General features: G+C 59.3%; 12 protein-coding genes. 7 read left to right on the top strand and 5 right to left on the bottom strand.

The genetic code is table 11. The features are described from left to right. Nucleotides 1–190: 190 nt before the first annotated feature. From pal to ligA, 4 genes are read left to right on the top strand one after another with little or no spacing between them, the layout of a single operon-like run. Nucleotides 191–706 (top strand): peptidoglycan-associated lipoprotein Pal, encoded by a 516-nt coding sequence (gene pal / locus RBT76_05065; GenBank protein ID MDX9857137.1) that lies wholly within the window; start codon nt 191–193, stop codon nt 704–706. Between the two features lie 39 nt (nt 707–745). Then, nucleotides 746–1,522, top strand: coding sequence for a tol-pal system protein YbgF (gene ybgF / locus RBT76_05060; GenBank protein MDX9857136.1), 777 nt, complete (start codon nt 746–748; stop codon nt 1,520–1,522). A gap of 4 nt (nt 1,523–1,526) precedes the next feature. Then, entirely contained in the window at nt 1,527–2,054 is a 528-nt protein-coding gene (locus RBT76_05055; protein ID MDX9857135.1) for a hypothetical protein, read from the top strand. Between the two features lie 45 nt (nt 2,055–2,099). Then, on the top strand, nt 2,100–4,112 hold the full coding sequence (gene ligA / locus RBT76_05050) for an NAD-dependent DNA ligase LigA (GenBank protein ID MDX9857134.1): 2,013 nt from the start codon (nt 2,100–2,102) through the stop codon (nt 4,110–4,112). 67 nt (nt 4,113–4,179) lie between these two features. On the opposite strand, the gene RBT76_05045 is transcribed toward ligA, so the two are convergent. Genes RBT76_05045 through smpB form a run of 4 tightly spaced genes read right to left on the bottom strand, consistent with a single transcriptional unit; the run spans nt 4,180 to nt 7,637 of the window. Beyond that, the gene (locus RBT76_05045; GenBank protein ID MDX9857133.1) at nt 4,180–4,803 is read right to left on the bottom strand and encodes an XTP/dITP diphosphatase; all 624 of its coding nucleotides are present in this window, start codon (nt 4,801–4,803) and stop codon (nt 4,180–4,182) included. Between the two features lie 28 nt (nt 4,804–4,831). Next, the gene (gene murI / locus RBT76_05040; protein MDX9857132.1) at nt 4,832–5,647 is read right to left on the bottom strand and encodes a glutamate racemase; all 816 of its coding nucleotides are present in this window, start codon (nt 5,645–5,647) and stop codon (nt 4,832–4,834) included. Nucleotides 5,648–5,660: 13 nt separating this feature from the next. After that, nucleotides 5,661–7,166 (bottom strand): N-acetylmuramoyl-L-alanine amidase, encoded by a 1,506-nt coding sequence (locus RBT76_05035; protein MDX9857131.1) that lies wholly within the window; start codon nt 7,164–7,166, stop codon nt 5,661–5,663. Further along, nucleotides 7,167–7,637 (bottom strand): SsrA-binding protein SmpB, encoded by a 471-nt coding sequence (gene smpB, locus RBT76_05030; protein MDX9857130.1) that lies wholly within the window; start codon nt 7,635–7,637, stop codon nt 7,167–7,169. Nucleotides 7,638–7,821: 184 nt separating this feature from the next. Here smpB and RBT76_05025 point away from each other — a divergent pair, with 184 nt between their 5' ends. The 3 genes from RBT76_05025 (at nt 7,822) to RBT76_05015 (ending at nt 9,413) form a co-directional block, all read left to right on the top strand. Next, nucleotides 7,822–8,220, top strand: coding sequence for a response regulator (locus RBT76_05025; GenBank protein MDX9857129.1), 399 nt, complete (start codon nt 7,822–7,824; stop codon nt 8,218–8,220). Between the two features lie 90 nt (nt 8,221–8,310). Then, nucleotides 8,311–8,712 carry a response regulator gene (locus tag RBT76_05020; GenBank protein ID MDX9857128.1) on the top strand — a complete coding sequence of 134 codons (402 nt, stop codon included), beginning with the start codon at nt 8,311–8,313 and terminating at the stop codon, nt 8,710–8,712. Between the two features lie 98 nt (nt 8,713–8,810). Next, nucleotides 8,811–9,413, top strand: a complete 603-nt coding sequence (locus RBT76_05015; GenBank protein MDX9857127.1) for a polyhydroxyalkanoate synthesis regulator DNA-binding domain-containing protein — start codon at nt 8,811–8,813, stop codon at nt 9,411–9,413. Between the two features lie 331 nt (nt 9,414–9,744). On the opposite strand, the gene RBT76_05010 is transcribed toward RBT76_05015, so the two are convergent. Then, entirely contained in the window at nt 9,745–11,247 is a 1,503-nt protein-coding gene (locus RBT76_05010) for a T9SS type A sorting domain-containing protein (protein ID MDX9857126.1), read from the bottom strand. Nucleotides 11,248–11,786 lie beyond the last annotated feature (539 nt).

The raw sequence follows: 11,786 nt of genomic DNA, 5'->3' as shown, positions 1-11,786 counted from the left end.
GCCGCAGGGGCGCCTGTCGGTACCCTCGGCCGCCTTCCGGGGTCCGAGGTATCCCGACGCAGAGACTGTCCCGGGGGGGAATGTTTGGTCGATTTTTGTTGACCCGGACGTGCTCGTTGTATAGATTCGAGCCGTTATTGGCTTGACACAGATAACTTTACGCTATACCCGCTAGGAAGGGCAGGGAAGTATGAAGAAAGCGCTTTTTCTGTTACTGGGTGCCACTTTTCTGATGGCGGTTCTCGCCGGCTGCCCGGGGAAGACCCCTCCGCCGCCGCCCGAAGAACCTACTCCGGTAGTACAGGATACGACTCCGGAACCGCCGCCGCCTCCGCCGCCGCCGCCACCGCCGCCGCCGGAGTTGAAAGAATCACAGCTCGAAACCGTGTATTTCGATTTCGACAAGTTCAACCTCCGCCCCGATGCAATGACGTCGCTGGATAAAAACTACGAGAAACTCGTGGAATTTCCGAATGCGATGCTGATGCTCGAGGGACACTGCGATGAGCGCGGCACCGTCGAGTATAACATCGCGCTCGGCGAGAAACGCGCCAACGCGGTGAAGAAATACCTCGTGGACCGCGGAATCAATGCGGCTCGCCTGTCGACGATCAGCTATGGCGAAGAGCGTCCGGCCGACAACGGCCACACCGAGGCCGCCTGGGCCAAGAACCGTCGCGTCGAGTTCCGCATTATCTCGCAGTAGCCACGATTTGTGGTGGCAATCATGTTTAGTGTAAGACATATGCCAAGAACCGCCGTCGTCCTGACGGCGGTTCTTCTTGTCGGCCTGCTGTTCTCCTCGTGCGCAACCAAGCGCGACGTCGAAGAAATCAAAGACCAGTTGACGCGGATCGAGTCCCAGAATCGCACCAACGCCAATATCGTCGAGCGCGTGGACTCACTGATCGCGACGTCGACCGCATCCAACAACGCGCTTCGCTCCGACGTGCGCCTTTCGATGGCCGAGCTGCAGCAGCAGATTTCGACCCTGCTGGAAAATTACAACCAGCTGGTCAACGAGTTGAACCAGATGCGGCGGCAACTCGAGTCACGCGGGGTGCTGAGAGGATCGGTCGGCGATGCGACCCACACCGGCCCGACCAACGCCGCTCCGGGCACGCCGCCTCCGCCGCCGGTGACAACTCTGTACAACTGCGACTCGACCTACGATGAGACATTCCTGCTTGTCCGGGCCGAGCAGTACGACCGTGCAATCGACGGCTTCAGGAACTTCCTGGCCGAGTGCGGCACGCACAGCAACGTATCCGATGCCTATTTCTGGATCGGCGAATGCTACTACCGGCAGGAACGATATGATCGGGCCGTGCCGGAATTCGAACACCTCGTGGCGACCTATCCGAAGTCATCCAAGCTGGTCTCGGCCATGTACAAGATCGGACGCGCCAAGCAGGAACTCGGACGGAAGGATGAGGCGCGTACCCTGTTTCAGAAGATCGTCAGCGACTATCCCGAGTCTCCTGAAGCGCCACAAGCGAAGGACCGTCTCAAGGAGTTATAACCCGGTGGACACGGGGCGATTGGAAATCAGCATTATGCCCCCGGCCGATGAAATCCCCATCGGCCGGGGTTTTTATCAACTGGAAGAAGACACGCTGTACGTCCAGCTTGCCCCGTACGATCCGGCGCACCGCTTTTTCAATTACCTCGAGTCCGATCTCATCCGGTTCGACCTCGACAAACACGGGATGTTGCTGTTTGTGGAAATTCGCGAGGCGCGGCGACGCTGGGAGGTGGTCGAGAAATTGACCGTCCCCCATTACGCGCAGCCGTCCGATATCCGGTGGCTGGACTTCCGCGCGGCGCTGCCCCCGGCGCGTTTCTTCACCAATCCGGACCGCGACCTGCTCATGGTCGAGTTCAGCGACCGGCCCGCCACATCGAGCTATCAGCCCGCGTGGTCGGTGATTGTCGATTGCGATGACACCGGATGCGTGGCCCGCATCTGGGTCACCGATATCGTCGACGATCTCGCCGGGCAGGACATCGCCGCCTTCCGGAAAAGCCGGCCCGATCCCCCTCCGCAGGCATAAACGACTTGTGATTGACACCCCCGACCGCCGTCGATACTTTACGGCATGGCATCCCCCGACAAGAAACTGCGCGATGAACTCGCACGACTGCGCGCCCAAATCCACGAACACAACCGACGCTACTATGTCGAGGATAACCCGAGTATCTCCGACGCCGAGTACGACCGGCTGTTCGACCGGCTGCTCGAAATCGAGTCGCAATACCCGGAACTGGTAACGCCCGACAGCCCGTCTCAGCGGGTGGGCGCCCAGCCGTCGCAGAAATTCGAACCGGTCGAACACCGGGTGCCCATGCTGTCCCTCCAGAAAGTGACCAGCCGGGAGCAATTCGAGGATTTCAACCGTCGAGTGACCGAGGGTCTGGAACGGACGGATGACATCGAGTACGTCACCGAGCCCAAGCTGGACGGTCTTGCCGTGGAACTGGTCTACAAAAACGGCGTGTTCGTACTCGGCTCGACCCGGGGTGACGGCGCCACGGGTGAGAATATCACCCCCAACCTCCGCACGATCCACAGCATCCCGCTGCGGTTATCCGATGCGGCCGCCAGACGGTATCCCCTCCTGGAGGTGCGCGGCGAAGTCATCCTGCGGCTGTCCGATTTCCATCGTATCAACGAGAAGCTTTGCGCCGAAGACAAACCGCCGCTCGCTAATCCACGCAACGGCGCGGCGGGCTCCCTCAGACAGCTCAATCCCAGAATCACGGCGTCACGGCCGTTGTTGTTTTATGCGTACGGCATTTCCGACTGGCGTCTCGATGGTTTGCGGTCACAGCGCGACGTGTTTGCGTTCCTGGCCGACGAGGGATTCCGTGTGAATGATTTGGTCGCCTACCCGAAAGGTGTCGATGCGGTTGAACGAGTATTCGAACAACTCACCGACCGGCGCCGCACGCTGGATTACGAGATCGACGGCATGGTGATCAAGGTGAATGATTTCGCCGATCAGGAAACGCTCGGACAGATTTCACGCGCGCCGCGATGGGCCGTCGCATGGAAATTCGCCGCCGAACTTGCCGAAACCGTGCTCAACGATGTCGAGTTTTCCGTCGGCCGCACCGGGCAGGTAACGCCGGTCGCCAAGCTGGAACCGGTGCGGGTGGCGGGGGTCACCGTGTCGAACGCCTCCATGCATAATGAGGACGAGGTGAATGCGCTCGACGCCCGGATCGGCGACACGGTGGTCATTCGCCGTGCCGGCGATGTCATCCCCGAGGTGGTCGAAGTCGTTCGCGAAAAACGCCCCAAAAACGCCCGGCCCATCATATTCCCGAAAAACTGCCCGTCGTGCGGTTCCGAGCTTGTCCGCCCCGAAGGCGAAGCGGCGTGGCGATGCCTCAACCTCGCCTGCCCGGCGCAGGTCGAAGGCAGGCTGATTCACTTTGCATCGAAAGGCGGCTTTGATATCGAGGGCCTCGGCGACAAACTCGCCCGCCAGCTGATTCTCGCCGGGCTGGTGAAAGACCCTGCCGACCTGTTCTACCTCACCAAAGAACAACTGCTGCCGCTTGACCTGATGGCCGAGAAACGCGCCGCCAACCTGATCGCCGCAATAGACCATTCCCGCAGCGCGGACCTGCCCCGCGTGGTCTATGCCCTCGGCATCTTCGGTGTCGGTGAGGCCGCCGCCCGACTGCTCGCGGCGCAGTACGGGACGATCGAAAAACTCGCCGATGCTACAGCTGAAAACCTCGTCTCCATTCCCGGCATCGGTCCGGTCATCGCCGCCACGGTCCACGAGTTTTTTGCCCACGAGGATACCCGCAGAATGCTTGCAAAGATGCGCGATGGCGGCGTCGTGTTCCCTGAGCACAAAAGCGTTCGTTCCGGCGGGCCGCTCGCCGGCAAGACCTTCGTCATCACCGGGACCCTCTCCCGCCCCCGCTCCCACTTCAAAAACGTGATCGAGCAAAACGGCGGCATCGTCACCGGCTCGGTCTCCCAGAATACCGACTATCTCCTGTGCGGGGCCGACCCCGGCTCCAAACTCGACAAGGCGAAAAAACTCGGGACCACCGTCCTCGACGAGGACGCTTTCGAAAAGCTGCTGAAGTGATCCCCCCTTACGCGCATCAAGGTAAAGACCTCTAGCGTCCTCTCCCCCGCCTTACGTCACCGGATCATCAGAGTTCGTAGATGTCGTCGGGAAGGTTCTCGTTGAGACGCTCGATCAACAGGTCGCGTGCTTTCTCCAGCGCAATGCCGCGATGACTGACGAGGTTTTTCTCGTCGAGCGTCATTTCGGCGAACCGCTTCTTGGCCGGCGGATAGTAAAACACGGGATCGTATCCAAACCCCTCGCGGCCGGTCACATCTTCGGCAATTCTCCCCTCGGCGACCCCCTCCACCGTCTCCACCGAACCGTCGACCCACGCAATCGCGATCACACAGCAGAATCGGGCGGTGCGCTTGCGGTCCGGCACCCCGGTCAGCTCGCGCAGCAGCTTGCGGTTGTTGTCCGCATAGGTGCAGTTCTCCCCTGCGTAACGGGAGCTGTACACGCCGGGCGCCCCGTCAAGCGCGTCCACCTCGAGCCCGGAATCATCGGCCAGCGACGGCATCCCGCAGAAGTCGCGGATTGCGGTCGCCTTGATAATCGCGTTTTCTTCGAGCGTCGCGCCGTGTTCTTTGGGATCGGGAAACTCGAGAAAGTCATCGCGGGTGAAAATCGAGATCGGCAGATCATCGAGCAGGTCTTTGATCTCCCGGATTTTGTCTTTGTTATTCGTCGCCAGAACGAGTTGCATCTACGGTTCCGTGTAATCGAGACTCTGCCTAGTACTGCCCTATATCTATCCGCGTCACCTTGTCGATATTCCACCCCAGAAACCGGCTCGCCACTTGCGTGAACTTCTCCGGAACATCGGACACGTAGAACTTGTGCTCCCCCTCCACCCGGGGATGCTGCGACGCGCGCGAATGCAGCAGGCTGGATTCGGTCAGCCGACGGTACACCACCCGCGCGGTCTCCTCGCCGCTGTCGATAAGCACGACCGTGTCCCCCATCACCTCGGCAATCACGTCCTTCAGCAACGGATAATGCGTGCAGCCGAGTATCAGCGTGTCGATCTCGACATCGTGCATCGTCTGCAGGTAGTCCTGCGCGATCAGGTAGGTCGCTTTTTTGATATATCCTTCCTCGGCCAGCGGCACGAACAGCGGACAGGCCAGCGAGAAGACTTTGATATCCGGGTCGTTTTCATGGATAACGCGCGCGTAGGCGTTTGAGCTGATCGTTGCGTTGGTGCCGATAACGCCGATCCGGCCGTTTTTCGTTTTCTCCAGCGCGGCCGCGACACCGGGATGAATGACCCCCACCATATCGATCGTGTAGTTTCCCGCGATCTGGTCCAGCGCCACCGACGACGCCGTGTTGCAGGCGCACACGATGAACTTGACTTTCTGCTCCAGAAGAAAGGCGATATCCTGCGCCGTAAACCGGGTGATAATCTCCTTGGAACGCGGACCGTACGGTGTGCGGCCGACATCGCCGAAATAAACCACGTCCTCGTACGGCAGCAGCTTGAAAACTTCGCGGGCCACCGTCAGTCCGCCGACACCGCTGTCGAAAATGCCGATTGGTGCATCCATGCGTTGTACCGTGTTATTGCTTTGCGGCCAGCTCGTACTTGGCCTTGAAGCGTTTGATTGCCTGGTAGATGCCGTCCGCAACGTCCTTGTGGAAATCGCCGTCGCGGAGCAGCTTCTCCTCGGTCTTGTTCGAGATAAAAGCCGCCTCGACCAGGATGGACGGCGTATACACTTTATTGAGCACGAAAAACCCCGCCTGGTCCACGCCGCGCGCCGGGCTTTTGAGGCGACGGCGAAGCTCCCGGTCGACCATCATGGCAAAATCATGCGACTCGACCTGGAATTCGGTCATGATCATCTGGTTGAGTATATCGCTGATCGGATCGAGCCCCGGCGAAAACGACTCGTCGTGATCGCGGTCCTGCGAGTCGGCCAGTTCCCGAAGGAAAAACGAGTTCTCGAACTGCTCGACCGCCCGCGCCGAGTCGTTTTTGGCGGGCGCGAGGAAAAAGACGTTCCAGCCCCGGACATTTTTTTTCGGCGACGCGTTCGCGTGAATCGAAATGAACAAATCCGCTCCCGCCTCGTTGGCGATTTTCGCCCGCTCGTCCAGCGACACATATTTGTCCCGGTCCCGCGTCATGATGACCTTGAACTCTTTCTCCTTGCGGATCTGCTTGGCCAGCTCCCGCGCAATATCGAGCACCACATCCTTCTCGCGGGTGCCGTCCGCCCCGACCGCCCCGTAGTCCTTGCCGCCGTGACCGGCGTCGATAACGATCACGTCGATCTTGTCGTCCGGCCCCACCGCCGGTTTCGGCGTCGTATCGAATTCGAAATCGGTATCGGCGATCGAAATCTGGATGCGCGGCGGATTATAGACCAGCTTGTGGTTCAGCGTGCCGATCCCCCGGCGAAGCCGGAACGACACCTGCCCCGTGTTTTCCACCTGGTGCGTCTTGAGATCGTACATGTACCGGCTGTCGCGTCGCGACTCGATCCTCGCGCGGTTGAGCCGCGCGTCGCGGATCGACACGTTCACCCAGTTCCCTTCGGTGACAAACAGCTCGTACGCAAGGGCATTGGACAAAAAAATCTCGATCAACAAGCCGTTGGCTTTCGGACTGATCCCGAGATCGGTCACGTTGAAATAGTCGGAGTCGACTCGTATCGTCTCGTTGTCGGAGTTCCACGACACGTTTTGCGCCACGACTCGGTCCAGGAACGGAATAAACGTCATCGCCGGCACGTACACCTGCCCGTCGCGAAAGTCCACCGGGTAGGTCAGGTTGAACAGGCTGTCGGCCATCCGAAAGTACGGCGCGCCGATTATCAGCGTGAACGCTACGTCGTTCTGCGTGTAGATCACGCGATGGCCGATCATCTCCCAGTCGAGCGACCCGCCCAGTATCTCCGACAGCTGCGACAGCGAGACATAAATGATCCGGTTGTTTTCGATCGCCTCCACCTTTTCATAGCCGCCCGAAATGGAGACTTTGACGTCCCGCGCGAACGCCGGACCGGCCGACAGCGCCATGACCATCAGCAACGACAACAACCGCGTCACGAAAGGAGTCATTTATCGAAGGTCCTTTTTCAGTGCCTGCTTGATGCGACGATCTGCCTCGGCTTTGGCGATCGCGTCGCGCTTATCGTACTTTTTACGCCCGACCGCCAGTCCCAGTTCGACCTTGGCGCGCTTGCCCTTGAAATACAACGCCAGCGGTATCAGGGTCATGCCCCGCTGCACCGTCCGCGCGGTCAGTTTGCGGATCTCCTGCCGATGAAGCAAAAGCCGTCGCGGACGGTCTGGATCGAGCGTATCGTGCGTCGCCATCTTGTACTTCGGAATATGCAGATTGCGCAGGACAACCTGTCCGCCTTCGATCGCCGCGTAGGCGTCGGCAAGATTGACCTTGCCCTCGCGAAGCGACTTCACTTCGCTGCCGCGCAGTTCTATGCCGGCTTCGACCGTCGAGAGGATCTCGAAATCCCGCCGGGCGCGCCGGTTTTGGGCGATCATCCGAATCTGTGGCGTCCGCTGTTCCATCGACGGAGAATAGAAAAACGGGCCCTGCTTGGCAATGTAAAACGCCCCCACGACATCGCCGCGCGGCAGGAGAACGCCGCAAATCGAACGAAACTGCCGAATCGTGTCAGGAAATCCGGCGCCCTGTCGATAAAAATCGATACGGACACGAGTTCCATCGAGATACGACCAAGGAGGGGCGAGCATGCGTCAGGACTCCGCTGCGAAAAAAGCATCGATCCTGGTCATCGACGACGATCCGATGATCACCCGGCTGGTGGCGACCGTGCTTGAATCGGACGGTCATGTCATCCATACGGCGAACGGCGGACGCGAGGGGCTGTCGCAGGCTCGCGCGTTATCGCCCGATCTCATCTTTGTCGACATCACCATGCCCGACATGTCGGGATACGAGGTTACCCGGCAGCTGAAAGAGGATACGGCGCTCCGTGATACGCCCGTGATATACCTCACCGGACGCCCGCCGGCGGAGGATGGCGGTCGGTCCTTTTCCACTGGGGGACTGGCGTTTATACGGAAGCCGTTCTCCCCGAGGCAGCTCAAGGACCTCGTCCGGGTGACCCTGATGTCGGTTTCGGACTGACCGATCACGCCTCAAGTGTCTGCGCCCAGCCGCCGATATAAACAAGGAAAGACAAGGGACTGTCCTGCATCAGACCAGTAAGGATCCGAGATGGCCAACAACGTAGCAACACAGCAGGCCCGCGTTCTCGTTGTCGACGATGAGCCGGAAATCACCGATATCGTCGAAACCTTTCTGACCGAGTCGGGCTACGCGGTGAGTGTCGAAAACGCGCCCCAGAACGCGCTGAACACCATCCGCCAATTCAAACCCGACCTCGTCCTGCTCGATATCATGATGCCGCAGGTCGACGGCTACAGCATCTGCAACGAACTCAAAAAAGACCCCACCCTCTCCCATATACCGGTGATCTTTTTGACCGGGAAAGACCGCAACGACGACATGGGACGCTCGTTCAAGGTCGGCGGAGACATGTTCATCAAAAAGCCGTTCTCCTGCGAACGGCTGCTCGAAATCGTCAATATCGTCATCATGTCGACCGGCAAACGCTGACCGGCCTTTTTGCCCACCGCATCCCCCCGGGCGGCCGCTTTCGGCCCCCGCATCTCACCGCTTGACTTTTTTGTGCACTGCACTATATTTTCTGTACCATGCGCGTTATCAAACGGTATAAAAACCGGCGGCTGTACGACACCCGGACCAGTCGCACGATCACGCAGTTCGAGCTGGCCCGGATGATCGAAGAAGGCGAGCAGGTCCAGGTGCTCGACTCGGCCACCGGCAAAGACATCACGCCCACCGTGCTGGGACGGGTCATGGCCGGCCAGTCGGGCCTGTGGAGCGATGTCACCGAAGCGACTCAATTTCTGCATAATGCCATACAATTGGGAAAGGATACCTCCATGTCGATCCTCAAAAACACGGTTCTGGCCTCGATCGGTCTGTTCAACGTGACCAAGGCGAAGGCCGAGAAGATTATCGACGACCTCATCAAGAAGGGCGAAGTCGACAAGTCCGACCGCAAAGCGGCCATCATGGAACTGCTCGACAAGGCCGAAAAATCGACCGACTCCTTCCGGAAAAAGGTCATCGAGGAAGCCGACAAAGCCCAGAAGGGCGTGTCCAAATTCGCCAAAGAGAACATCTGGGTCCGCCCGGCCGATTTGGCGAAGCTTGACGGCAAGATCACCCGCCTGACCAAGCGCGTGCGTGAACTCGAAGAAAAAGTCGCCGCCCTGCACCCGGACAAATAACGGCGGCTCGTCGGGCTAATCGCTGCGCACGGCCGGGATGCCCCGAGACCGCGCGCAGCTCACCGTCGGGAAGGTCCGTCTTCGGTGTACGGTGTCATAAGATAGGTAACATGTTCTGTCGGGACATTGGTTAACCGAGTAGCCCACCCCCGCCTCGGCGGACAGGCGTCCCGGGTGGGATGTCGACGGGTACAAACCGGCGACATAGGTAACAGGTTGATCCGGGATCATGGGTGACACATTTTAACGGTACAAAGCCAACGTACGGATAGTTCGTCTCCGGACCTGCCATTCCTATTGACTCTGTCGCCGGGGGCGGCCCACCCGGCCGCTACTTCAGCAACAGCATCTTCCTCGACGCTTCGAAATCAGCGACCGTCACTTTGTAGAGATACACGCCCGAAGCCAGTCCTGAACCATTCCACTCGATCGAGACAGACCCGGCCGATGACATGCCATCGATGCGATCCACCTCCTGACCCAGCGTGTTGTAGACAGTCAGCCGATACTCACCCGCGACCGGAAGATCGAACGAGATTGTCGTGGTTGGATTGAACGGATTCGGGTAGTTCTGCCGGAGCACGAACGAATTCGGGAGTAATCCCGGAGAGGCTTCTTCAACATCGGTTGGCGTACCCGGGGCGAAAACGAACACCGTATCGCCGACTCGGCCAAACAGGTCCGGCAATGTACGATCCTGACCGAACAGAAACGCGGGATGCACGATCGCACGGCCGAGCGGGATGGAGTCGACGATAGCACCGGTCGCACAGTCGATAGTCAGCACGACCCCGTTTGACTGCAGGCCCACGATGACATTCCGTTCGGGTAGGTAATGATGTGCCACAAAGCCGGTCGGCTCGCTTATCCTCCATACTATGCTGACTGATGAGTCCGCGAAGCTGTAGCAGGCGAGGTGGCGGGAAGCCGTGCTGTCCAGTCCGAGCATGTCGATGGCTCGCCCATGGTGGATGAGTTCATCCGTTGCCGACGCTGGGTCGAAGTTACCGGCGAACAACCGGTAAGAGGCTCCTTCGTCGGTACTGCAGCCGACGGCCACGCTGTCGTGGAGGCCGACACGCAGGTACGTTCCCCACCAGTATCCGCTGTTCCAGGGATCGTCGGCGACGGAGTGCATCCAATTCACGAAACGGGCGTATCCCGCCGATGCGGCGCCACAAAAATCTCCGGTGACATAATCTCCGGCGCTTCCCCACACCTGCCGGGCGGCGAGGTCGAGCCCGTATCGAACGAATGACTGCCCCCCGTCAGACCGCGTCCCCATCGTCCCTTCGGAGAGGGAAGTGCTAATGTTAGCACGAAGGATCACCGCCGAGGGATAACCTGCAGTGTCTTGCTCAAATGCGAGCCTGCCACTCACCTCAACGATATACGTCCCCATCGCCGGATTGTAAAGCGAGATGAGCTCCGGATCGTCGGTCACCGCGCTTGGTTGAGGACCGGGCAACGTATAGAGGGTCACACGAGGCACATGGAACTGGGTACCATGCACACTGCCTGAAGTGTCCGTAAGTACATAAACGAGCAACATATCGTCGCCTTCACTCAGGCGGGCAATCGCATCCGAGAGGTCGATCGGTATGAGCAGGCTATCGGTGATGACCCCAGCAATATCGTAGATATCAATGCGGTCCTGCAGAAGGTCGCTTGCGACGAAGCCACGGTAACCCCCCTCGGCGCTTGCGATTGGGCTTAATCGATGGTAGGTAGCAAGGTCACCAATTACATCCTGATGAAGAATGTCGACCGCGCCTGCGGAACCGATAAATAACAGCGGTGCGAGACCTAACAAAAGACGAGCTATTTTTGTCATAACGTCCCTCCTGCACCAATATACAAAACTCGACTCGCTTGTACAGTTTCTATCTCCGCACCACTGACAGATCGCTTGCTTCAGCAACAGCATCTTCCTCGACCCCGTGGTGCCCCGCCCGTTGGCCCGCCCGCCTGTGGTGGGCCTGCCCCCAGGACCGTCAGTCACCGTACGGAAAGTTCGTCTCCGGACCTGCCATTATCGCCGCCGTGGCTGAGTCCCCCATTGATTGCTATGGGTTCACTAACAGGACCCCCGTTCTCTTCGACGTGACGCTCTTGTTTCCTCGAATCAATCCCCCCTCACTTTCGCTGCATCCTCGAAGGTAAAAACGGCGCGACCCTCTATTGTAGAAAGAGGAGCCTAACTGATGTCTGCGAACCACGCGAAAAACGACCGGTGTACTTGTCTGCCTGACACCGTAACACGGCTGCGGCAACGTCATATCGCCGTCACCGATCCGCAGAACAAAAATGGGGCCCCCTCAAAAATGACAAAACGAACCCCGCCGCGGCGGGCTGTAACTCCCATGCGATCAG

This window comes from Candidatus Zixiibacteriota bacterium (assembly GCA_034003725.1).
Classification (GTDB): domain Bacteria; phylum Zixibacteria; class MSB-5A5; order GN15; family FEB-12; genus WJMS01.
Note: the sequence above shows the minus strand (reverse complement) of the source record. Positions and strands in the feature narration are given on the sequence as shown.